The 21,914-nt window shown below is 70.6% G+C and carries 18 protein-coding genes and 1 pseudogene; 10 read left to right on the forward strand and 9 right to left on the reverse strand.

Annotation, left to right across the window (positions count from 1 at the left end; all coding sequences use genetic code 11):
• Window positions 1-100 precede the first annotated feature (100 nt).
• Window positions 101-874, forward strand: a pseudogene (locus tag BCY76_RS12820) (ISL3 family transposase); the annotation flags it as partial.
• A 71-nt stretch (window positions 875-945) separates the two neighbouring features.
• Here BCY76_RS12820 and BCY76_RS12825 read toward each other — a convergent pair.
• Entirely contained in the window at window positions 946-1,572 is a 627-nt protein-coding gene (locus BCY76_RS12825; protein ID WP_070161252.1) for a hypothetical protein, read from the reverse strand.
• Window positions 1,573-1,807: 235 nt separating this feature from the next.
• Here BCY76_RS12825 and BCY76_RS12830 point away from each other — a divergent pair, with 235 nt between their 5' ends.
• Window positions 1,808-3,757: a serine hydrolase gene (locus BCY76_RS12830; protein ID WP_085437777.1), complete on the forward strand. Its 1,950-nt coding sequence runs from the start codon at window positions 1,808-1,810 to the stop codon at window positions 3,755-3,757.
• A 77-nt stretch (window positions 3,758-3,834) separates the two neighbouring features.
• Here BCY76_RS12830 and BCY76_RS12835 read toward each other — a convergent pair whose 3' ends face one another.
• From BCY76_RS12835 to BCY76_RS12850, 5 genes are all read right to left on the reverse strand, one after another.
• Window positions 3,835-4,767 carry a VOC family protein gene (locus tag BCY76_RS12835; protein ID WP_085437778.1) on the reverse strand — a complete coding sequence of 311 codons (933 nt, stop codon included), beginning with the start codon at window positions 4,765-4,767 and terminating at the stop codon, window positions 3,835-3,837.
• A 135-nt stretch (window positions 4,768-4,902) separates the two neighbouring features.
• Window positions 4,903-5,541 carry a TetR/AcrR family transcriptional regulator gene (locus BCY76_RS12840; RefSeq protein WP_070161258.1) on the reverse strand — a complete coding sequence of 213 codons (639 nt, stop codon included), beginning with the start codon at window positions 5,539-5,541 and terminating at the stop codon, window positions 4,903-4,905.
• A complete protein-coding gene (locus BCY76_RS19495) occupies window positions 5,538-5,885 on the reverse strand; it encodes a YhgE/Pip family protein (RefSeq protein ID WP_237090138.1) in 348 nt (115 codons plus the stop codon). The genes BCY76_RS12840 and BCY76_RS19495 overlap by 4 nt, the downstream gene beginning before the upstream one ends.
• On the reverse strand, window positions 5,822-7,756 hold the full coding sequence (locus tag BCY76_RS12845; RefSeq protein WP_237090139.1) for a YhgE/Pip domain-containing protein: 1,935 nt from the start codon (window positions 7,754-7,756) through the stop codon (window positions 5,822-5,824). The genes BCY76_RS19495 and BCY76_RS12845 overlap by 64 nt, the downstream gene beginning before the upstream one ends.
• Window positions 7,753-8,628 (reverse strand): hypothetical protein, encoded by an 876-nt coding sequence (locus BCY76_RS12850; protein WP_139827785.1) that lies wholly within the window; start codon window positions 8,626-8,628, stop codon window positions 7,753-7,755. Before BCY76_RS12850 ends, BCY76_RS12845 begins: the two co-directional genes overlap by 4 nt.
• Before the next feature lie 327 nt (window positions 8,629-8,955).
• Here BCY76_RS12850 and poxB point away from each other — a divergent pair, with 327 nt between their 5' ends.
• From poxB to BCY76_RS12865, 3 genes are all read left to right on the forward strand, one after another.
• Window positions 8,956-10,671, forward strand: coding sequence for a ubiquinone-dependent pyruvate dehydrogenase (poxB, locus tag BCY76_RS12855; RefSeq protein ID WP_070161262.1), 1,716 nt, complete (start codon window positions 8,956-8,958; stop codon window positions 10,669-10,671).
• A gap of 90 nt (window positions 10,672-10,761) precedes the next feature.
• Entirely contained in the window at window positions 10,762-11,802 is a 1,041-nt protein-coding gene (locus BCY76_RS12860) for a GNAT family N-acetyltransferase (RefSeq protein ID WP_070161264.1), read from the forward strand.
• A 111-nt stretch (window positions 11,803-11,913) separates the two neighbouring features.
• On the forward strand, window positions 11,914-12,633 hold the full coding sequence (locus tag BCY76_RS12865) for a TIGR03085 family metal-binding protein (RefSeq protein WP_085437779.1): 720 nt from the start codon (window positions 11,914-11,916) through the stop codon (window positions 12,631-12,633).
• Between the two features lie 39 nt (window positions 12,634-12,672).
• Here the strand turns inward: BCY76_RS12865 and BCY76_RS12870 are convergent, their stop codons facing one another.
• Window positions 12,673-14,871, reverse strand: a complete 2,199-nt coding sequence (locus tag BCY76_RS12870) for a RecQ family ATP-dependent DNA helicase (protein ID WP_085437784.1) — start codon at window positions 14,869-14,871, stop codon at window positions 12,673-12,675.
• 214 nt (window positions 14,872-15,085) lie between these two features.
• Here BCY76_RS12870 and BCY76_RS12875 point away from each other — a divergent pair, with 214 nt between their 5' ends.
• The 5 genes from BCY76_RS12875 (at window position 15,086) to BCY76_RS18215 (ending at window position 20,158) form a co-directional block, all read left to right on the forward strand.
• A complete protein-coding gene (locus tag BCY76_RS12875; RefSeq protein ID WP_070161271.1) occupies window positions 15,086-16,624 on the forward strand; it encodes a TIGR01777 family oxidoreductase in 1,539 nt (512 codons plus the stop codon).
• Between the two features lie 68 nt (window positions 16,625-16,692).
• Window positions 16,693-17,487: an isocitrate lyase/PEP mutase family protein gene (locus BCY76_RS12880; RefSeq protein ID WP_070161273.1), complete on the forward strand. Its 795-nt coding sequence runs from the start codon at window positions 16,693-16,695 to the stop codon at window positions 17,485-17,487.
• Window positions 17,488-17,667: 180 nt separating this feature from the next.
• The gene (locus BCY76_RS12885) at window positions 17,668-18,978 is read left to right on the forward strand and encodes a M16 family metallopeptidase (protein ID WP_085437780.1); all 1,311 of its coding nucleotides are present in this window, start codon (window positions 17,668-17,670) and stop codon (window positions 18,976-18,978) included.
• Window positions 18,979-19,049: 71 nt separating this feature from the next.
• Entirely contained in the window at window positions 19,050-19,565 is a 516-nt protein-coding gene (locus tag BCY76_RS12890; protein WP_070161275.1) for a PH domain-containing protein, read from the forward strand.
• Window positions 19,562-20,158 (forward strand): hypothetical protein, encoded by a 597-nt coding sequence (locus BCY76_RS18215; protein WP_070161277.1) that lies wholly within the window; start codon window positions 19,562-19,564, stop codon window positions 20,156-20,158. The genes BCY76_RS12890 and BCY76_RS18215 overlap by 4 nt, the downstream gene beginning before the upstream one ends.
• A gap of 120 nt (window positions 20,159-20,278) precedes the next feature.
• Here the strand turns inward: BCY76_RS18215 and BCY76_RS12900 are convergent, their stop codons facing one another.
• Window positions 20,279-20,617 (reverse strand): MoaD/ThiS family protein, encoded by a 339-nt coding sequence (locus tag BCY76_RS12900; RefSeq protein ID WP_083277640.1) that lies wholly within the window; start codon window positions 20,615-20,617, stop codon window positions 20,279-20,281.
• Window positions 20,618-20,621: 4 nt separating this feature from the next.
• Complete coding sequence (gene moaA / locus BCY76_RS12905; protein WP_085437785.1) at window positions 20,622-21,704, reverse strand: GTP 3',8-cyclase MoaA; 1,083 nt, start codon at window positions 21,702-21,704, stop codon at window positions 20,622-20,624.
• Between the last annotated feature and the right edge of the window lie 210 nt (window positions 21,705-21,914).

Genomic DNA, 21,914 nt, shown 5'->3' on the forward strand with positions numbered 1-21,914 from the left:
CGCAAGGTCCTCGGCTGGAAGACACCCGCCGAGGTCTTCGAGGAGCAGCTACGCTCACTTCAACAGGCCGGTGTTGCATCGACTGGTTGAACCCAGGCACTACGTGACCGTGGTCATCAACCTCACCTCAGTCAGAGGGCGTCGCGGCCCTGCCCGGCTGCTGGACATGATCCCGGGCCGTTCGAAGAAGGTGTTCACCACCTGGCTCGATGCCCAGACTCACGAGTTCCGCCAGGAGATCGAGGTGGTGGCCATGGACGGGTTCACCGGGTTCAAGAGCGCCACCGCCGAAGAACTCCCCGACGCCGTTGCGGTGATGGACCCTTTCCACGTCGTTGCTCTGGCCGGCGACGCGCTGGACCAGAGCCGGCAGCGGGTTCAGCGAGAGACCACCGGACACCGAGGACGTTCTGGCGACCCTCTCTACGGGGCTAGGCGCACGCTGCGCACTGGAGCTGACCTACTCACCAAGCGCCAGGACCACAAGCTTCAGCCCGTATTCACCGCTTATGAGCATGTCGAAGTCGAGGCCACCTGGCGGATCTATCAGAAGATCGTCACTGCCTACCGGTGCCTATCGAAGCCCACGGGCAAGCAGATTCTCACCGAGGTCATCGCCGCTCTGCGCCGCGGAGGCCCGGCGAGGCTGACCGAGCTGAAGAAGCTGGGCCGGACCCTGCATCGACGGGCCACCGACATCCTGGCCTACTTCGATCGGCCCGGCACATCCAATGGACCCACCGAGGCGATCAACGGACGCCTGGAACACGTACGCGGCACAGCCCTGGGATTCCGGAACTTGGCCAGCTACATCACCCGAGCCCTGCTAGACACCGGAGGGTTCAGACCCCTGCTACACCCTCGTCTGCGATGAGCCCCCTTTGACCGAACCAGCGTGACTCGCCGTCTTAGTCCTTCTGCCAGCCTTGTGCCAGTCACATACAACTATTGCCTCTCCCACACCCCGCAGCCGGAGGTCTCGAACGCCACATCAGTCTCGGCAATCGTGACCAGGGCCTGGCCGTCGTCGACGAAGCCGTTGGTGATGATGTCGTGGAATTCGCCGCTGGTCCCGCTGAGGCGCGCCCAGTAGCAGCCCCAGGATCCGGGCTCAGTGGTGTAGGTGCCGGGCTCGACGTCGCTGCCGACGATGTACACGCCGTCTCCGGGGATCGTCGGCCCTGACGCTTCTGACTCGTCGTCAGGGTCCGATTCGGCCTCCTCGGCCGTCTCCACGTCGGACTCTCGTGCGGCGAGGGCTTCTTCCAACTCCTCCAGCTCCTCGGCCCAGTCCTCGAGCTCGGTCTCGCGGGTGTCCAGCTCCTCGTCCCGGGCGTCGGCGGCTTCGCGCTGCTCCTCGAGGTCCTCCGGTTCGACCTCCACCTCGACTTCCACCTCCTCGGTGACGGTCTCGGTCACCGTTTCGGTGACCACTTTGGGCTCCGCATCGGTGCAGGCGGTCAGGGCGAAGGCGGCTGCGACCAGCGGAATCGAGCCGGCGGCGAGGCGACGGGACGCCGTCGTGCCGGCATAGGTGCGGGTGCTGATCGGGACATCGGTGGTGGTGAACATGGTCTTCTCCTCACAGAACGGTGCGGTGCATCATGCGCGAAGACCTGTCGCCGTCGATGGGGAAGCGGGTGATGGAATCACTCTCGAGAAGCTGGGTTCTCCGCGTACAGAAATCATGAGACCCACCACTGACATTTCTTGATGAAGAACTCTTGCGCCCAGGTCAGCACCACCGTGTAGCGTCGAGGAGTAGGCGCCCAGCACGGGGCGGACCGCCGGAACCTTCAGGAGTGAGATGAGCGCGCCAGACCACTGGGCTGACCTCGAGCAGCGGATCCGCACGCTCACCGCAGCGCAGCCCTTCGCCGTCCACTGGCAAATCCGCGACCTGACCTCCCAGGACCCCGCCACGATCGGCGACGGCGCCCACGTGGAGGTGCCCTCCTTCAGCACCCGCAAGGTCAGCGTCCTGCTGGCCTGCCTCGCCCTGGTTCACCAGGGCCGGCTGGCCCTGGATGCGCGGCTGCCCATCACCGAGGACCTCAAGGACGGCGTCCAGGCCGGCATCATGAAGGATCTCGCCGCCGGGGTCGAACTCACCCTGGAGGACCACCTGCGGCAGATGATGATCACCTCGGACAACATCTGCACCCAGCTGGTCTTCGACGCCATCGGCGGGGCGACACAGGCCGGCCCCGCCCGGCCTGCCGGCCTCCACCAGGACGACCGCGCCGCCGCTGCGCTGCAGCAGGTCAACGACTACTGCGCCTGGGCGGGTATGCGGAACACTCTGCACCGGGAGATCTTCCCTCGCAGCGGCGAGCTGACCTGGCACCACAGCATCGAGCAGATGACCGTCACCACCGCCGCCGACCAAGCCCACCTGCTGGCCCAGCTCGGCCGCGGCACCCAGAACGCCGAAGCCGCCCAAGCCCTGCACCTGACCCCGCAGCTGTGCCGCTTCGCCGTCGAACTCATGCACGGGCTCTACACCCCGCTGCTCGGCGCGCAGACCACCCGCCTGCGCGTCGCCGAGAAGAACGGGCGCGGCCTGCGCAGTCTCTCCCAGATCGGGCTGGCCACCACCGACGACGGCGCCCCGGTCGCCGCCGTGGCCGTCTTTGCCGAGACCATCCCCGCCCAGCTGCCCGACGGCACACCCGGCCGGATCGCCGCCTACGAGCTCTTCGGGCAGATCGGGCAGGCGATCGAAGACTGGCATGACGGACTCGTCTGCGGGCAGCGGCTCCGCGCCGAGTCGGACGCGCGGAGCACGCACCCCGCCCGCGTCCCCAGCCTGCTTCGCGTCCCTGCGGACGTTCCGGGCACCGACGCGCAGCGGGAAGCCGCAGCGGCCCACCCGGGCGTCCTCGCCGCAGTCGGGGGAGTGACCGGCGGAGGGCCTGACGGCGGCACGGTAGGCCGTGACGTCCTTGGCCACCGCGAATTCCATCCGCTGGCCGGGGCTGGGAAGCTGCTGGCCGCGGTCACTCTCGCTGAGATGGAGGCCGCCGACCCCGGCCTGCTGGAGATGCCGGTGAGGATCACCACCGCGCACCGGCGCGCCGCCGTCGTCGGACCTCTGCAGATCCCGCCAGGCTCCAGCGGACACAGCGGCGAGGGGGCCGACACCCTGACGCTGAGCCTGCATGACGCCCTCGGACTCATCATCGGCACCTCCGACGCCGCCACGTCCCTGGCCGTCCGGGACGCCCTGGAGACCAGGCGAGTGGACCTCGCGGCGGAGGCCCGGGCGTTCTTCGACAGGTTCGCCTTCCCGGACCAGCGAATGTTCCACACGCAGATCACCAGCCTCGAGGACCCGGAGACCGCCCGCGGTGACCTGCTCATCGGGGAGACCTCAGCCCACGAGCTGCGCCAGCTGCTCATGCTGCTGACCAGCGACGGCGGACTCTTGGGGGAGGACGTGGCGGACCGGGGACAGTTCGGGCTGAATCCGGCAGCCGCACGCCGCGTCCTGGGTTGGATGTCCCAGGTGTTCGAACCCTCAGGCTGGCCTGGGCGCTGCCCGGCTACGGGCCGAAGAAGGTGCCCCAGTGGACGGTCTCCGGACTGGAATCCAGGGCCGCCCACGGAGGCGACGGCAGGGAAGGCTGGACCTCTGTGCTCATCACCCGCCGGCCCGGCGTCGCGCCGACCGACGGAGGAGTCCTCTGGGTGGCGGCCCATGTCCCTGCCTCCACCGGCAGGGAGGCCTCCCGGATCCTCGGCGAACTCGGGCTGACCCTGTATCAGCGCGGACTCAGCCGTCCCACGCGTCGAGGGAACGTGGCGCCGATGCACATCCAGGAATAGGGCGCCTCACCGGCTGAGCAGCTCCTCTGTCTCCGTGCCCGGCACGGCCACCGAGACCTGGGTGCCCCACGGGTCCTCGGTGACCACCCGGTGCCCCTCATCGGCGAAGCCGATTCTCTGTGCGCGATACCGGGACACCAGGGCATCCAGGTCCTCGCGGCCCGGCACGGTGATCGCCAGGTCACCCAACCCCAGGCGCGAGGACCGGGGCCCGGCTCCATGGCTGTTCCAGGTGTTCATCGCCACGTGGTGGTGATAGCCGCCGGCCGAGGCGAACAGGGCACTGTTCCAGCTGGCGGTCGGATCGAAGCCCACTGCGCCCACATAGAACTCACGCGCCCGGGCGACGTCACCCACCTGCAGGTGCACATGCCCCACCCTGCCTGCGCGGGCGGCGCCGGCGTCGAGCACCTCCTGATCCAGGTGGCGCCGCAGGTACGCGGCAGGATCCAGGGGGAGGTTGTCCATGCGGACCTGCGTCCCGGAGACCTCCCAGGTCTCCCGGGGCCTGTCCCGGTAGAGCTCGATGCCGTTGCCCTCCGGGTCGGTGAAGTAGAACGCCTCGCTGACCAGGTGGTCGGCCGAGCCGACGTACCGGGACTGCGGGTGCTGCGCGGCACGATGGACGGTCGCGGCCAGGGAGGCCGCGTCGTCGAACAGGAATGCCGTGTGGAACAGGCCTGCCTCGTGCGGGTCCACGCCGGGCAGGTCCGGAGTGTGGATCAGCCGCACCATCGGCGTGGCACCGCGGCCCAGCACCCGGTGGACCTCCCGGCCCCGGGTGCGCTCCTGCAGCGGCTCCATGACCAGGGCGGTCTCGTAGTAGGCGGACATCGCCTCCAGGTCACCCACCCGCAGGGTGACCGCATCCATGGCAGTGGCAGGGTTCAGCGCGCGGCCGTCAGCGGTCGGGATGGAGTCGGGGGAGAGGTTCGGCATGAGAGCTCATCCTTGCGGCGTCGGCGGTGCCCGCAGTCCGGCCACCGGTTGGTTGTTGCTACAAGTATGAACGCGGGGGGACGGCAGTTTCTTCCGCAGGTGCCGAGGCGCGTCAGCGGAGTGCAGGAGTGCGCATCACCCCAGCCCGCCGGAGGACATCGCCACCAGCGCCTGCACACAGTCCTCCTCGGACCACTCCTGATGGGTGGTGTGCTGCTCGATGCTCAACGTCACCGCCGCCGAGAGCAGGGAGGTCGCCATGATCTCCAGCCGAGCCGACGACGACGGCGCCTCCGCGAGCCCTTCGGCCACCTTCGCCGCATCGAGGCGGGCCAGCCGGTCGGTCAGCAGACCCACGATCGCCTCCTTCTCGGCGCGCAGCTGCTGGGACTCGTCGTCCCGGCGTCGGGCCAACGCATAGGCCACCAGCCCCGTGAAGGACGGGTACTCGCGCAGGAACGCGAAGGCCGCACGGATCTGCGCAGTGAGGCTGGCCCGGACAGTGGCCAACCCCTCGCCGTCGTCGAGCTCATCCATGATGCGTTGCAGCTCCTCGGCCCCGTGCACCAGCATCTGGCGCACCAGGTTCTCCTTGGAGCCGAACTGGTAGTACACCGAGCCCTTGGCCACCCCGGCGATCGCCGCCAGCTCGTCCACCGAATGCTCCTGCACGCTGCGGTGATCGTCCAGGGACATCAGCGCCTGCAGCAGCCGCACCCGGGCCGAACCGCGGCGAACCCGCCCCGCAGGGCGCTCCACCGTGCTCGCGCTCATGCCGCCTCCTCAATGGCCGGCTGGAGCCGCTTCAGGCTCCACATCTTCTTCTTCCGGATCGCCAGCACCAGCAGAGTCAGCCCCACACCGGTGGTGGCCAGCAGCGCAGCCAGCGAGGTGGACAGCGTGGCCAAGTCCGCACCGTAGATCACGTGACGCAGCCCGTCGACCACATAGCTCATCGGCAGCACCGGGTGCAGCGCCTGCAGCGGCTCCGGCAGAGTCTGCGGCGGGAACGTGCCCCCGGACGCCACCAGCTGCAGCACCAGCAGCAGGATCATCAGCATCTTGCCCGGATTCCCCAGCAGCGCCACCACCCCCTGGACCAGGGCGGAGAACGCCATGGAGGCGGCGAACAGGAGGGCCAGCGCCAGCACGGATGCGCCGGAGTCAGGCCCAGTCCCAACACCACTGCGGTGTAGAGCAGCAGGCTCTGGGTCAGCGAGAGCAGCAGGAACGGAATCCAGGACCCCAGGGCGATCGAGGCCGAGGGCGCATTGGAGGCCAGCACCCGCGGCGAGGTGGGCCGCAGCACCTGCAGCATCACCAGCGCACCGATCCACAGCGACAGCGCCAGGAAGAACGGCGCCATCCCGGCCCCGTAGTTGCCGGCCTCCGCCTGCGCGGTCTGATTGACCTTCAGCGGATTGCCGATCACCTCGCTGATCTCCTGACGCTCATCCTCGTCAGGGTTCGGCACCTCGTCGGCCCCGTCGTCGAGCCCCTCAGCCAGCTCCTGGGCGCCGTCGGTCAGCTCCACCGACCCGTCGGAGGCCTCCGCCAGGCCGTCCCGCAGGGCGATCGCGCCGTCGGAGAGCGCCGTGGCGCCCTCATTGAGTTCGCCGGTGCCGGTGATCAGCTGGCCCACACCCTGGTGGGCCTCATCGGCGCCGTCGGAGAGGTCCGAGGCCCCGGAGCTCAGCTGCAGGGCACCATCCCGGGCGGTGCCCACGCCCTCGGAGAGGTCCGGGGTGGAGGCGGACAGCTCAGCGGCGCCGTCAGCCAGCGCCGAGCTGCCGGTGAGCAGTTCCGAGGCCCCGTCGGCGACCTCTCGGGAGCCGGTGGCCAGGGCATCGATGTTCTCCTGCGCCTCACCCAGCTCGCTGCGGGCCTCCTGTGCCCGGGTCAGCAGCTCCGAATCCTCAGCCACTGAGCCCAGCGCCTCGTGCGCCTCATCCACCTGCTCCTGCTCGATCACGCCTGCGTCCAGCAGATCCTGGACCGCCTGATCCACCCGGCCCTCGGCTGACGCCTCGAACTCGGAGATGATGTCGGAGGCCTCATGGGAGGCCGCGGACAGCGCCTCATTGCCGTCGGCCACCTGCTCGGCGCCGTCGTGGAGCGTACTGATCCCAGTGTTCAGCTCGGAGGCGCCGTCGGAGAGCTGCTCGGCGGCAGTGTCCACCGCATCCGCACCCTCCTGCAGCTCAGACATCCCGCTGTACAGCTCCGAGGCGCCCGTGGACAGCTGCCCGGCACCGACGGAGAGCTGCTCGGTGCCCTCGGAAAGCTGCCCCAGGCCCAGGGCGAGTTCGTCCACGCCGTCGTCCAGCTCCCCGGCACCGTCTGCCAGCTCCACTGAGCCGTCATGCAGCTCGTCGACGCCGTCGCGCAGCTCCCCAGCACCGTCATGGAGCTGGGTGGCGCCGTCGGCGGCGTCCACCAGCTGCCGGTGGATCTGTCCGAAGCCGGTCAGCATCGCGTCAGCGGTCTCCTGCCCGACTTCGCTGGAGACCGACTCATGGATCTCCGAGGCCAGCACCGAGACGATGTTGCTCAGCAGATAGTTGTTCGCCTCATTCGTGGTGATGTCCAGGATCGCCTGATCGGCGGACTCGAAGCTCGACGGCGAGGCCAGCGCCTCCGAGAAGTCCTCCGGAATGATCAGCGCGAACTGGTGCTTCCCCGAGGCGACGCCGGCCTCCGCGGCCTCCCGGGAGTCGACCTCCTCCCAGCCGAAGGAGGCGTCGTCGATCAGCTCCTCGGCGACGTCGTCACCGACCGTGCGATGCTCGCCGTCGAAGTCCGCGCCCTCATCCAGATTCACCAGTGCGGCGTCCACGCCCTCGAGATTCTCGTAGGGGTCCCAGTTGGCGTAGAGGTAGATGCCCGCATAGAGCACCGGCACCAGGGCCAGCCCGAAGATGGTGATCAGCGGGGTGAAGCTGCTGGTCATCCGGGCGAACTCGGAGCGCACCAGGCGCAGGAACGTCATCGCTTGTCCTCCAGCAGGTCGTCCAGGTCGGTGTCCGGGGTGGTGTCGTCGGGTTCCGTGTCGTCGGGTGATGTCTCGTCCGGGGTTGTGTCGTCCCGGGCGATCTCTTCTGCAGCAGTCGCCTCGACGTCATCGTCGGTCGTCTGGGTCGCGGCTGCAGTCTCACCTGCAGCATCTGTGACGCCCGCAGCTTCTGCCTCGGGGTCCTCGGCGTGCTCCGCGCTGAGCACGAACGGCCCCTCGTGGTGCCCGGCGAACCCGCAGGGAATGTCCTCCCGGGCCGGCGCCTCCTCGAGCACCGCCAGCACGGCACGGTCATGGTCCACGCTGCACCGGTCCTCCAGGAAGTCCAGCAGCTGGTCGCGGTCCACCTCATGACGGTCGGGGGAGTCCACGACGGCGAAGCGCACCTGGGGGTCGGAGAAGGCCAGTTCCAGCAGCAGCCCGACGCGTTCCAGGGGCTCCAGCGTGTCGATCCGAGCCCCGGCGAGATCCTCGGCGTCGTGCTCGGCCAGCCAGGCGCGGACCCCGATGCGGCGGGCGTTCTTGCCCACGCGGCTGCGCAGCGGGCGCAGTGCGAGGAACTCGGAGACCACGTTCTTGACCGTCATGTGGTGCTCGGGGGCCGTGATGGTGGGCGCGTCCACCAGGGCCGTGCGCAGCCGCAGCGGGCGCAGCTCGGCGACCCCGTCGATGCGCACCTCGCCCGCATCCGGCGCCATGCGGCCCGAGGCGATCAGTGCCAGGGCGGTGCGCATCATGGCGGTGGGCGCCTGCAGGACGGCGAGCCCGCCGTCGGGAACGGAGAAGGAGGTCGGCTCGACCAGGCGGCCATGATGGCCGTCGAAGGCGACGTCGTGGAGTTCCAGCATGTACCCCAGCATACTCTTAAACTGACTGGTCAGTATAAAAGTGTGAGGAACGGGTCATTCGGGACGGCCAGGCCGGTCTGTCCCCGTTGGGTTCGTATGTCCCCGTTGAATACCCCATGGACAGACGAACTCCACGGGGACGGAAGGGTGCAACTCCGGCGTATTCGCGGGGACGAACCCGCGTAAGATGCGGGCGCTCCCGTGCGGAACCCTGTGATGGCGTTCATAGCCATCAGCGGTGCACAGTCCTAGACTCGGCCCGAGGCGGCCCCCGCCGAGGATCCGGCGAGCCGAGGCCGCGATCCGTCACGGAAAGGGGAACCTCCCATGCCGACATCCGCACGCCACATCGTCGACACCCTGCACGCCAGCGGGGTCCAGAGGGTCTACGGGATCCCGGGAGACTCGCTCAACGGCTTCACCGACGCGCTGCGTGCCGCCGGGACCATCGACTGGGTCCAGGTCCGGCATGAGGAGGCCGCCGCCTTCGCGGCCAGCGCGGAGTCGCAGCTCACGGGGGAGCTGGCGGTGTGCGCCGGCAGCTGCGGCCCGGGCAACCTGCACCTGATCAACGGGCTCTACGACGCCCAGCGCTCGCGCACCCCGGTGCTGGCCATCGCCGCGCACATCCCCAGCGAGGAGATCGGCTCCGGCTACTTCCAGGAGACCCACCCGCAGGAGCTGTTCCGGGAGTGCAGCGTCTACGTCGAACACGTCACCCACGCCGAGCAGATGCCGCGGCTGCTGCGCATCGCCATGCGTGAGGCCCTGGAGAAGCGCGGCGTGGCCGTGCTGGTGATCCCCGGTGACGTCGCCCTGCAGGACATCAAGGCCGAACCCCAGGCCATCCGCGCCGCCAGCTCCCAGATCATCCCCGCCGAGGGCGACCTCGCCGCCGCGGCCGAGGTGCTCAACGGCTGCGAGCGGGTCACCATCCTCGCCGGAGCGGGAACCGCTGGTGCCCACCAGGAGCTGCTGCAGATCGCCGACCGGCTGCAGGCGCCCATCGTCCACGCGCTGCGCGGCAAGGAGCACATCGAGTATGACAACCCCTACGACGTCGGCATGACGGGCCTGCTCGGCTTCTCCTCCGGATATCACGCCATGGAGGCCGCCGAGACGCTGCTGGTGCTCGGCGCCGATCTGCCCTACCAGCAGTTCTACCCGGAAGACGCCACCGTGGTGCAGGTGGATGTGCGCGGTGAGCAGATCGGCCGGCGCACGCGTGTCGACGTCGGGCTGGTCGGCGGGGTCAAGGAGACCGTCGAGGCGCTGCTGCCCCGCCTGGACGCCCACCGGAACTCCAAGCACCTGGACTCCGCCACCAAGCACTACCGGCGCACCCGCAAGGACCTGGACTCGCTGGCCACCCCGTCCAAGCGCACCATCCACCCCCAGTACCTGGCCCGGCTGGTGGACCAGGCCGCCGCGGACGACGCCGTGTTCCTGCCCGACGTCGGCTCCCCAGTGGTGTGGGCCTCCCGCTACCTGACCATGAACGGCCGACGCCGGCTCATCGGCTCCTTCTCCCACGGCTCCATGGCCAATGCGCTGAGCCAGGGCATCGGGGCCTCTGCGGCCGACCCGAGCCGACAGGTGGTGGCGCTCGCCGGCGACGGTGGGCTCACCATGATGATGGGGGAGCTGCTGACGCTGACCCAGGCCCAGCTGCCGGTGAAGACCGTGGTGTTCAACAACTCCTCCCTGAACTTCGTGGAGGTGGAGATGAAGGCCGCCGGCTTCGTGAACTACGGCACCGGGCTGACCAACCCGAACTTCGCCGACGTCGCCGAGGCGATGGGCATCCGCGGGATCCGCGTGGAGACCTCGGAGCAGCTGCCCGCCGCGGTGGAGGAGTTCTTCGCCCATGACGGCCCAGCCCTGCTGGACGTGGTCACCGAACGTCAGGAGCTGTCCATGCCGCCGGCGATCACCGCGGAGCAGGCCAAGGGCTTCACCCTCTACGCCATCCGCACAGTGCTCTCGGGGCGCGGGGACGAGCTGGTGGACCTCGGCCGGGCCAACTGGCGGCAGCTGTTCTGATTCGACGGCGGGTCTGGTCCACGGCGAGGGGCGGCCTCCCGCGGGAGGCCGCCCCTCGGCAGGATCGATGGTCTCCGGTAGTGTCGTGACATGGGAGAACTTCGCGATGACCTTCTCGAAGACCTCGCCGCGGCCCGGGCGCGCTGGATCGGCCCGCAGCTGCAGGACTGGTACGCCGCGGATGAGCTGCATCGGCAGTTGCGCACAGCGCTGGAGCCGGATGCCGAGCGTGTGGAGAACCCCGAGTTCGGGGCAGAGGTGCGGGATCTCGTCCAGGCGGATCAGGCCGCCTCTGCTGAAGGGGTCCACGTCGACGTCGAGGACCCGCTGCTCTGGGCGGATCGGCGCCTCACCCACGACGACGGCGGCTGGTCCGTGATCGGCATCAGGTTCCGCGGCCGCGACCTCACCTGCCCCTTCGTCGACGTCATCGCCTCCTCGCTGAACCCGACCCCGCAGAACATCCTGACCATCGCCGCCGACGCGGTGGAGGACCTGGCCGCCTTCCGTCCGCTGACGGCACGCGTGACGGTGGGGGAGCTCGAAGGGCTGCGCACCGGGATCGAGGAGCTGCCGGATTCGGGTCCGGTCTCGGTGGACCACCATGTGGTGGCCGGGCTCGTCCGGGACATCAACCACCGCACCCGGGTGGCCTCCCACCCGCGCATCTCGTTGGAGCCGATGGATGTGACCTTGGCTGCGGCCAGGGTCGAGGAGATCTATGCGGCCCATCCCGACGGCGGCCGGTGGGCCACCCCGGCACGCGCTGAGGAGCTGGCCGAGGCGGCCGAGGACGGCGCCCTGTTCGAGATCTTCGCCAACGGCCAACCTGCCGGGGTGGTCGCCGCGCCCCGGGACGACGACTTCGGGCTGACCGGACACATGGTCCAAGAGATCTGTCTGGATGAGCAGCACCGCGGCCTCGGCTATGGGCCTGCGGTGCTGCAACGCCTCTGTGAAGCCCTCCCTGCGCCAGGTCCGGGCACGGTGCTGTGGGGCACGATCCACCCGGAGAATCAGCCCTCCCTGCGCAACGCCTACGCGGTCGGCCGGATCACGGTGGGCGGCCAGCTCTGGGTCGCGCCGCCAGGGAGTCCTGGGATGCCGGCGCCGCTGACCCGTCCGTGGTAGGGATGTCCCGGCGAGTCGCGCTCCCGGAAGAGCCAGATCCCTGCCCGCCTGGAGCCGCCCCCGGGGCGGCTGACGCACCGAAGACACCCTTTCCCTCGACAGGAGCCCTGCATGCCCCGAACCTCCACCGCCGCAGCCGAACGTCAGGCCCTGGTCCGCGCCCTGCGGGAGAAGGGCCCGGCCGCCGACAGCGTCTGCGAGGGCTGGACCACCCATGACCTCGCCGTGCATGTGGCGGCCCGTGATGCGCGGCCCCACCTGGTGTTCGGCCAGGAGCTGCCGGTGGTCGGGGCCAAGGCCCTGGAGCAGTACCGCCAGTTCGAGCAGATGAGCTTCGAGCAGCTGCTGGACCGCATCGCGGCCGGCGTGCCCTCCTGGCATCCGGCACGGACCCGGGCGGTGGACGATGCGGTCAACACGGTGGAGTTCTTCGTCCACACCGAGGATGTGCTGCGCGCCGATGTCCGGGTGGCCTCCGAGATCACACCGGGCGAGTCTGAGGAGTCCGGCACCGCCGACGCCGAACCCGGTGAGGACGACTCACCAGACGACAACGCCTCAGTCGGTACGGGCACCGCACTGCAGCCGCGCCGTCGTCGGGTCCCGGAGGCGGTCCAGCGGCGCCTGTGGCGGCAGGCTGCCCGGACCCTGTTCCTCGCCGCTGCGCGGAAGCACCGACGGCGGATCACCTTCATCAGCCCCGGACACGGCTCGGTCACCCACGGGTCCTCCAAGGATCCGATGATCACCCTTGAAGGCGCCCCGGGCGAACTGATCCTCTGGGCCTTCGGCCGGGAGGACGCCGCCGACGTCGCGCTGCGTCGGCACTGAACCGCGGCGCGGGGGCACACCCCAGCGTCGTGCAGGCCGTCAGCCGCGCATGCCCAGGGCGAAGGGGAGGACCAGCTCGGCCCCGGCTCCGCGCAGCTCCCGGGCCGCCACGGTGAGCGTCCACCGGGAGACCACCTCATCGTCCACCAGCAGCACCGCGGAGCCCTGCACCTGAGAAGACATCTCTTCCGGCACCCGGAACCGGCCCAGCAGCCCCGCCAGCCGGAACGCACTGTTGGCCTCAGGCGAGCTGGACGGGCCGCCGTCGACCGGCTCCAGGGACCCTGCGTTGGGGAGCCGCCCCACCTGGGCCACGCCCCGGGCTAGGGAGTCCACCAACCGTGGGTGCCGCCGGGACGGCACCGAGACCACCACATCCGGGCGACGCGCCCAGTCCCATTCGGCGAGCACACGCACCACCGCACCTGCTAGCCGGTCCGGGACCTCGGCGTCCTCACCCTGGACAGCCTCCCGGACCGCCGGGCCCCAGCCCAGATCCGAGAGGCGCGCCAACGCCCGGCCCTCGTCGGCCACCTCGCCGGGGCCTAGCCTCCCCTTCAATGAAATGCCCAGCGACGCCAGGCCAGTGGGCCACTGCTTCCGCGGGGCGATCTCGACCCCCACCCGGTCCATCGAGGCCCGTGCCTGCGAGACCGTGCTCTGATCCAGAGCGGTCGGATACCAGGGACCCGCGCAGGTGTCGCAGCGCCCGCACGGCACCGCCGCGGCGTCGTCGAGCGCGGCGGCCAGGAACACCATCCGGCACTGCCCGGCCGGCAGCCGCTCATAGTCCAGCATCGCCTGCTGCTCGGACCGGCGCAGCCGCAGGATCGTGTCATAGCGCTCGGCGTCGTACCGCCACCCCGCACCGGTGGTCACCCAGCCGCCACGCACCCGGTGCACCGCGCCGTCGACCTCCAGCACCTTCAGCAGCAGCTCCAGCGGGGAGCGGCGGATCTCCACCATCGCCTCCAGCCGACCCACCGAGAGCGGCTCGTCCGGGCGCTCGGCCAGAGCAGCCAGCACCGCATCCGCCCGCTCCTGCGTCGGCATGGAGGCCTGCGCGAAATGCTCCCAGATCCGCACATCCTCCCGGCCGGGCAGCAGCAGCACATCCGCGTTGTCCACGGCACGGCCCGCACGGCCGATCTGCTGGTAGTAGGACACCGGCGACGACGGCGCCCCCAGGTGCACCACGAAGCCCAGGTCCGGCTTGTCGAAGCCCATCCCCAGCGCCGAGGTGGCGATCAGCGCCTTCACCCGGTTCTCCTTCAGCGCGGCCTCCAGCTGCTGGCGCTCGTCCGGATCCGTCTGCCCCGTGTAGGCGGTCACCTCATGGCCGTGCTCCCGCAGGTGCCGCGTCAGGTCCTGGGCCTGGGAGACGGTGAGCGCATAGACGATCCCGCTGCCGGTCAGCGAGCCCAGGTGCTGGGTCAGCCAGGCGATCCGCTGCTCCGAGTCCGGCAGCATCAGCACCCCCAGCCGCAGCGAATCCCGGCTCAGGCCCCCGCGCAGCACCATGACCTCCTTGCCGCTGGCGTCCTCGGCCGGGCTCAGCTGGGCAGCGACGTCGTCCACCACCCGGGAGTTCGCCGTCGCCGTCGTGGCCAGCACCGGCACCGCCGCCGGCAGATTGCGCACGATCTCCCCGATCCTCCGATAGTCCGGGCGGAAGTCATGCCCCCAGTCGGAGATGCAGTGCGCCTCATCGATCACCAGCATTCCCAGCCGCTCCAGCAGCCCCGGAAGCACCTCGTCCCGGAACCGCGGATTCGCCAGCCGCTCCGGGGAGATCAGCAGCACGTCCAACTCATCGGCGGCCAGGGCCTCCAGCACTGAGTCCCACTCGTGGGCGTTGGCCGAGTTCACCGCCTGGGCCCGCACTCCGGCCCGCGTCGCCGCGGCGATCTGATCCCGCATCAGGGCGATCAGCGGGGAGACGATCAGGCTCACCCCGCGACCCCGGCGGCGCAGCAGATGAGCGGCCAGGAAGTACACCGCGGACTTGCCCCAGCCGGTCTTCTGCACCACCAGCACCCGACGCCGCTGCTCCACCAGGGCGGCGATGGCTTCCAGCTGACCGGCGCGGAAGTCCGAATCCCGACCTGTCAGGGCGGCCAGGCGCTCGCGGGCCTCGGCGTGGAAGGCCGGGTCCACGGAGACGTCGGAGACGGCGGCGCCTGCCACGGAGGGGGCAGGTTCGGAAGCCTCTCCTGCGGCGCCGGGGGTGGGGGTCATGGCGGGGTCTGTGCTCTCTGTGCTGCTCACGCCGTTCACTCTGCCACAGGGGCCTGACACGCTCCTGGTGGGCTCGGCTCCGTCTGCCGAATGAGGAGCCCGGCCGCCGTCGGGGCATCCCGGGGAAGGGGTGGGCAGTGGTAGATTCACCAAGACGGGGAGCCGAAGCGTCCCAGAGGGTCGCAGGCGGCACGCACCAGTCACGGGAGGCCCAATGCCGCGCGTCGAGCAGGAGACCCACCTTCCCTTCGCCCGGGACGACGTCTTCGCCTGGTACACCCGGCCCGGCGCCCTGACCCGGCTGGTGCCGCCCTTCGCCGGCGAGGTGCTCGAAGAGCCCGCCGACGGACCCGTCGACGGGGCCACCTCCCGACTGAGCCTCACCCTCCCCACGCTGCTGGGCACCGGCGCGGACGCCGCCGCCGGGATGCTCGGCACCGTGCTGCCCGGAAGCATCCCGAGCCGGGTGACCTGGGTGTCCCGCCATGAGGACTTCCGCCCCGGCCACGGCTTCACCGACGTGATGGTCTCCGGACCGATGCGCAGCTGGCGCCACGAGCGAGAGTTCCACGACGACGGCCCCGGAACGGTGCTCCACGAGACCATCACCTACGAGATGCCCGCCGCCCCACGGCTGCCCGGGCCTGTGCGCCGTCGTGTCCACCGGGTGTTCGAGGCCGAGCTGCGCCGCATCATCGACCATCGTGCGCACCAGACCGTCCAAGACCTGGCCTTCCACCAGAGCACCGGGCACCTGGCCTCCCAGCAGCGCGAGCGTCGCTCCCACCTGGACTGTGACACCGAAGACGCCACCCCGGGCCCCCAGGTGGTCGCCGTCTCCGGCGCCTCCGGAATGATCGGCACCCAGGTGTGCGCGCTGCTCGGCGGAGCAGGGCTGGAGGTGCGTCGGCTGGTGCGCGGGGCGGGGACCGACCCTGAGGACCCCGCCGAGATCCGCTGGGACCCCGACACCGGGCTGCTGGACGAGGAGGCGCTGGCCGACGTCGACGTCGTCATCCACCTGGCCGGCCATCCGCTGGCCGCCCGCTTCACCGAGGAGCATAAGCGCAGGGTCCGAGCCTCCCGGGTGGACGGCACCACGCTGATCGCCGATGCGCTGGCACGCCTGGAGACCGCTCAGCCGCGCGGCAGGGCGCTGATCAGCAGCTCGGCGATCGGCTGGTACGGGGCCACCCCGGATGACAGGACCCAGCAGGCCGAGATGCTCACCGAGGACCTGCGCTGCGGCACCGACTTCCTGGCCGAGGCCTGCCGGGCCTGGGAGGAGTCCGCCCGGCGCGCGGAGAGCTCCGGGGTGCGGGTGGTCACCGTGCGCACCGGCATCGTGCAGTCGCCCTCCGGGGGAGCCCTGCAGCAGATGCTGCCGCTGTTCGCCGCCGGCCTGGGTGGCCCGCTGGGGACGTCACAGTGGCAGAGCTGGATCAGCCTGGACGACGTCGCAGCGCTCATCGTCCATCTCGCGCTGACCCCGGCGGCCCGCGGACCGGTCAACGCCGTGGCTCCGGAACCCGTCACAGCCCGCGACTACGCCCGGACCCTGGGTGCGGTGCTGCGGCGCCCCTCCGCGGTGCCTGTGCCCAGATTCGGGCCGAAGCTGCTGCTCGGCGCCCAGGGCGCCCGCGAGCTCGTCATGGCCGATCAGCGCGTCAGTGCGGACAAGGCGCTCGAGCTTGGCTACGCCTTCCGTCACCACACCCTGGCCGAAGGGCTGCGCCACGTGCTCGGACGCTGACCCACTGACCTCCCACTGACTACCCACAGACCCCAGACAGACACCAGACACACAGACAGGACCCCTCGATGACAGACCCCCGCACCGCACTCGCCGCCCGCGCTCAGACCCTGCTCGACCTCCACCACCAGGATGCTCCGGTGGTGCTGCCCACGGCCTGGGACGTCTGGTCCGCCCGGCAGATCGCCGACGCCGGCTTCTCCGCCTTGACCGTCGGCAGCCACCCGCTCGCCGACTCCCTGGGAGCGGGCGACGGGGAGCAGATGAGCCTGGCCCAGGCGCTGACGGCGATCGCCCGCATCACCGGCGCCGTGGACCTCCCCGTCTCCGCCGACCTGGAGTCCGGCTACGACACCCCGGCCGGTGAGCTGGTGGAGCGCACCCTGGAGGCCGGTGTGGTGGGCATCAACATCGAAGACACCGTGCACTCCCGCGGAGCCATGCGCTCGGCCGAAGAGCATGCCGACTACATCGCCGCCATCCGGCAGGCGGCCGACGCCGCCGGGGTGCACCTGGTCATCAACGCCCGCACCGACGTCTACAAGCACGCCGGGGACTTCGCCGACCCGCTCGCGGAGACGTTGCACCGACTCGCCCTGCTGGAGCAGGCCGGCGCCGACAGTCTCTACCCGGTGGGCCTGCCGAGCGAGGACGTGCTCACCGCGATCCTGGATGCGGTGGACACCCCGGTCAACGTCACCGCGCACCCGCAGCGCGGCGCCATTCCGGACGGGCTCGGTCTGGAACGGCTCACCGCGCTGGGCGTCTCCCGGGTCAGCTTCGGTCCGCTGCTGCAGGTCGTCCTCGGGGAACACGCCCAGCAGGTGCTCGCCGGCTGGGGCGGGCGCCCAGGGAACGACTGAGTACAGGGCAGGACTGAGCCCAGGACTCCACCGGCGGCCGGCGCGTCAGCCTGGCGCGGAGGACGCGGGCGCCGTCGTCGTGAGTGCCGTTGGCACGGGCGCCTGCGTTACCCTGGCACCTTGCCGGGCGAGCTCGCCCGGCGTGCCGTGCCGACCACCCACCAGGAGCACTCCCACCCCATGCGCGTGACCATCGAACCCCGGACCGAAGGCATCCTGAACTCCGACGCCGGCTCCACCGTCCGCCGCACCGTCCTGCCCTCCGGCGTGCGGGTGCTCACCGAAGAGATGCCGGGACAGCGATCGGTGACCATCGGCTTCTGGATCGCCGTGGGCTCCCGGGACGAGGCCGGGCACCAGCACGGTTCCACCCACTTCCTGGAGCACCTGCTGTTCAAGGGCACCCCCAGCCGCTCCGCCCTGGACATCGCCGCCGCCTTCGACGCGGTGGGCGGCGAGTCCAACGCGATGACGGGCAAGGAGTCCACCTGCTACTACGCGCGGATCCTGGACGCGGACCTGCCCATGGCGGTGGAGGTGCTGACCGACATGGTCACCTCCGCCTCCCTGGACCCCCAGGAGATGGAGACCGAACGCGGGGTGATCCTCGAGGAGCTGGCCATGGCGGAGGACGACCCCGACGACGTCGTCCACGAACGGTTCGCCGCCCAGGTCATGGACGGCCACGAGCTGGGCCGCCCCATCGGCGGCACGCCCGAGGACATCCGGGCCGCCACCCGGGAGGACGTCCACGCGCACTTCACCCGCTGGTACCGGCCCGACGAGCTGGTCATCACCGCCGCCGGCGGACTCGACCATGACCAGCTCTGCCGCATGGTCGACGCCGCCCTGGACGCCTCCGCCTGGGACACCAGCATCCGTCGGGACCCGGCGCCGCGCCGAGTGGGGCAGGACGTGGAGATCCCGGTCCGCGCCGGGGTCGAGGACCACGTCAAGCCGGTGGAGCAGGCGCAGGTGATCCTCGGCGGGCGGGGCCTCTCCGCCTCCGACGACGACCGCTTCGCCCTCTCCGTCATGCACGCGATCCTCGGCGGCGGCATGTCGTCCCGGCTGTTCCAGGAGATCCGCGAACGCCGCGGCCTGGCCTACTCCACCTACTCCTTCTCCGCGGCCTACACCGACGCCGGCTGCTACGGGCTCTACGCAGGCTGCCTGCCGGAGAAGGTGGACAGCGTCATCGACGTCATGGCCGCCGAGCTCGAGCGCATCGCCACCGAACCGGTCACCGAGGAGGAGCTGAACCGCGCCAAGGGACAGCTGCGCGGCGGCACCGTGCTCGGCATGGAGGAGACCTCCTCCCGGATGTCCCGGCTGGGCCGGGCCGAACTGGTCCGTGGCGAGTTCGTGGACGTCTCCCACACGTTGGCCCAGCTGGAGGCCGTCAGCGCCGAAGATGTGCGTCAGGTGGCGGCTCGGCTGGCAGACTCGCCGCGGGCCACCACCGTGGTGCGGCCCGGACGCGACCGCTGAGGCGGTGACGTGCCGCGGGTCCGCTCCTAGACTGGAGAGTCCCCGCAGCCGAGCACCGGAGAGGAGCGCCGATGACGGCAGACAGCCGCGGCCAGGAGACCTTCATCAGCGACGTCGGACTCTCCGGGCGGCAGCAGCTGATCGCCGGTCTGGCCGCCGTCGCCGTGGCGCTGCCGACCCTGGCCTGGGGATGGTCCACGGGCAGTGCGCTGCCCCTCCTGGTCGGGATTCTGCTGGGCTGCCTGAGCTTCGCCTGGTCCACGGTGCTGCGCGTGCGGCTGAGCGTGACGCCTTCGGGCCTGCGCCTGAGTGCCGGCTTCTGGTTCTCGGAGACCATCGGCTGGGACGCCGTCCGGCAGATCCGCACCGGCGGCCGCACGCGACTCACCGCGCCGCTGGGCCGGAGACGCAACGCAGGCGAGACTCAGTATGTGGTCGGTGGCCCCACCCTGCGCGTGGTCACCGATGACGGTGCCGCGGTGATCAGCGTGGAGGACCCGCGCGCCGCGATGCATGCGCTCAGCGCCCACTGGCCCGGAGAGCACACCTTGCGCACCGTTTCCCCCGAGCCGAGGAGAGCCCCATGAACCTCAAGCACAGCCTGACCCCCGATGAGACCGCCCCTCGCGCTCGGGCGGGCGGCGGCCGCTCGGGCCGCGGCATCACCGCCGCGGTCTGGGCCCTGCCCGCGCTGGCCGCCCTGCTGATGACCGGGTGCGGCGGGGCAGGGGAGGACACTGATGATGACGCGCCGGAGGAGCCCGACTCCGACATCGCCCAGACGGATCTCGACGAGCCGACCGACGACGGCCAGGCCTCGGGCGACGACGGTGATGCTGACGACGGCGAGACCACCCTGCCGGAGCCCGAGGCGCGGCAGGTGGAGGAAGCCCCCGAGCTGGTCGGCGAGGTGCAGGCCACCTGGGAGGACTACGAGGAGATCTCCGAGACCGAGCTGGAGGTCATGTTCTACTCCGGCAATCTGAGCTGCTACGGGGTCCGCTCCGTGGTGGAGGAGGATGCCGAGGAGGTCCGCATCGCCACGGTCTCCGGCCGACTGCCCGAGGCGGAGGACCAGCCCTGCACGCAGGAGGCCGTCTACGTCTCCGTGGTGGTGGAGCTGGAGGAGCCGCTCGGCGACCGGAATGTGGTCGAGCTGCAGGACGTCGAGCTCCACTGATCGGGCTCGTGGGGCATCCGGGGGTCAGAATCCCGTACGCCGCGAAGCCCTGAGACGTGTCAGGCTCCCGGAGATGTGCGGGGAACTGACTCCTGGACGGGCACAGGCCTCGGGAGCGACTCAGCCGCCGGCGAACGGCGGCAGCACGTCGAGCTGATCGCCGGGGGCGAGCTCCCGATCGTTCGACGGTGCTCGGACTCCGTTGACCAGGAAGGAACAGCGCCGCAGCACGCGCCCGAGCTGCTCGCCATCACCTGAGGACGCGCTGGCGGGCAGCCCATCGAGCACCGTCCCCAGCGCAGCGGGCTGCTCCAGGGGCAGATGAAGCGTCTCGGCGCCGGCGGCCTCGGCGGCCGCGGCGAAGAGGCGCACCGTCAGCGTCGAGGCGGTGCGTTCTCCGGCGGTGCTCTCTTCGGCGCTGTCCACACGGGCGCGGCTCACCGGTGAGGTGCTGGTCATCGGGTCATCCTCCGATCGCGGACATCGAACGGTCCGGGCGGGTGAAGCTGTCCAGGTCGAAGCCGGGGCGGTCGGTGCCGTGCGCGGCTGGCTTGAGCCACATGGCCTCCGCCCAGCGCCGGGCGACGTCCTCATCATCGGCCTCGGGGTCGCGCAGCAGAGGGGCGAGGTCGAACTCCTCCCGGGAGAACAGGCAACTCATCACCTTGCCCTCGGCGGTGATGCGGGTGCGTCGGCAGTCGGCGCAGAACGGCTCGGTCACCGAGGCGATCACCCCCACTCGCCCGAGGACGGTCCCGTCGAGGTCGAGCACGTCGAAGCGCTCGGCCGGAGCGCCGTTCCGGGGCAGGGCGTCGGCTCGCAGCTGGAACCTCTCGGAGAGCAGCGCACGGGTCTCGGCGGCGGAGACGGTGCCCTCCCTACGCCAGTTCTGGTCGCCGTCGAGCGGCATCTGCTCGATGAAGCGCATCTCGTAGCCCTGCTCGAGGGCCCATGCCAGCAGGTCAGGGGCTTCGTGGTCGTTGATCCCGCGCATCAGCACCGCATTGATCTTCAACGGGGTCAGCCCGGCCGCCGCGGCCCCCTCGACGCCGACCAGGACCTTGTCCAGCGAGTCCCGCCGAGTCAGCTGGGCGAAGGTCTCGCGATGCAGGGAGTCCAGGGAGACGTTGACCCGGTCCAGTCCGGCCCGGGCCAGCTCCTCGGCCTTGCGCTCCAGGCCGATCGCGTTGGTGGTCATGGCGATGGGCAGCTGCGGGTGGTCGGCACGGATCCCGGCGATGATGTCGACCAGATCGGCCCGAACCAGGGGCTCCCCGCCGGTGAGCCGCAGCTCCCGCACTCCGAGGGTGTCCACCCCGATGCGCACCAGGCGACGGATCTCCTCGGCGGTGAGGAGCTGGTCGCGGGAGAGCCAGGGGAGTCCCTCGGCGGGCATGCAGTAGGTGCAGCGCAGATTGCACTTGTCGATCAGCGAGATCCGCAGATCGGTGGCGCGCCGTCCGAAGCTGTCCATGAGGCCGCGCGCAGGGTCGGCGGCCTCGGCGCCGGGCAGCGGCTCGCCGCGCCGAGACGGCAGACTCGGCATCCCCAGAGACACCGGCGCCGGAGCGGCCAGGGCAGGCACGGATCGGCCGTCGTCGGGCATCACGGCGGGGCCCAGCGCATCGGCGGCGTCGGGGGCGTCGGCGGCCAGTTCCTCCATGCCCTCCATGTTACGGGTCACAGTGTGTCGTACGCATTGCCGGATCCGCCCCGAGGCAGGCCGGGGAGCGGAGGCTGACGGCGAAACGTCCGC

It is taken from the genome of Nesterenkonia sp. PF2B19 (genome assembly GCF_001758425.2).
Classification (GTDB): domain Bacteria; phylum Actinomycetota; class Actinomycetes; order Actinomycetales; family Micrococcaceae; genus Nesterenkonia; species Nesterenkonia aethiopica.

Coding starts and splice junctions, on each gene's coding strand:
- BCY76_RS12825 (WP_070161252.1), bottom strand. CDS start 1,572: ATGTTCACCACCACCGATGTCCCGATCAGCACCCGCACCTATGCCGGC.
- BCY76_RS12830 (WP_085437777.1), top strand. CDS start 1,808: ATGAGCGCGCCAGACCACTGGGCTGACCTCGAGCAGCGGATCCGCACG.
- BCY76_RS12835 (WP_085437778.1), bottom strand. CDS start 4,767: ATGCCGAACCTCTCCCCCGACTCCATCCCGACCGCTGACGGCCGCGCG.
- BCY76_RS12840 (WP_070161258.1), bottom strand. CDS start 5,541: ATGAGCGCGAGCACGGTGGAGCGCCCTGCGGGGCGGGTTCGCCGCGGT.
- BCY76_RS19495 (WP_237090138.1), bottom strand. CDS start 5,885: ATGGCGTTCTCCGCCCTGGTCCAGGGGGTGGTGGCGCTGCTGGGGAAT.
- BCY76_RS12845 (WP_237090139.1), bottom strand. CDS start 7,756: ATGACGTTCCTGCGCCTGGTGCGCTCCGAGTTCGCCCGGATGACCAGC.
- BCY76_RS12850 (WP_139827785.1), bottom strand. CDS start 8,628: ATGCTGGAACTCCACGACGTCGCCTTCGACGGCCATCATGGCCGCCTG.
- poxB (WP_070161262.1), top strand. CDS start 8,956: ATGCCGACATCCGCACGCCACATCGTCGACACCCTGCACGCCAGCGGG.
- BCY76_RS12860 (WP_070161264.1), top strand. CDS start 10,762: ATGGGAGAACTTCGCGATGACCTTCTCGAAGACCTCGCCGCGGCCCGG.
- BCY76_RS12865 (WP_085437779.1), top strand. CDS start 11,914: ATGCCCCGAACCTCCACCGCCGCAGCCGAACGTCAGGCCCTGGTCCGC.
- BCY76_RS12870 (WP_085437784.1), bottom strand. CDS start 14,871: ATGACCCCCACCCCCGGCGCCGCAGGAGAGGCTTCCGAACCTGCCCCC.
- BCY76_RS12875 (WP_070161271.1), top strand. CDS start 15,086: ATGCCGCGCGTCGAGCAGGAGACCCACCTTCCCTTCGCCCGGGACGAC.
- BCY76_RS12880 (WP_070161273.1), top strand. CDS start 16,693: ATGACAGACCCCCGCACCGCACTCGCCGCCCGCGCTCAGACCCTGCTC.
- BCY76_RS12885 (WP_085437780.1), top strand. CDS start 17,668: ATGCGCGTGACCATCGAACCCCGGACCGAAGGCATCCTGAACTCCGAC.
- BCY76_RS12890 (WP_070161275.1), top strand. CDS start 19,050: ATGACGGCAGACAGCCGCGGCCAGGAGACCTTCATCAGCGACGTCGGA.
- BCY76_RS18215 (WP_070161277.1), top strand. CDS start 19,562: ATGAACCTCAAGCACAGCCTGACCCCCGATGAGACCGCCCCTCGCGCT.
- BCY76_RS12900 (WP_083277640.1), bottom strand. CDS start 20,617: ATGACCAGCACCTCACCGGTGAGCCGCGCCCGTGTGGACAGCGCCGAA.
- moaA (WP_085437785.1), bottom strand. CDS start 21,704: ATGCCGAGTCTGCCGTCTCGGCGCGGCGAGCCGCTGCCCGGCGCCGAG.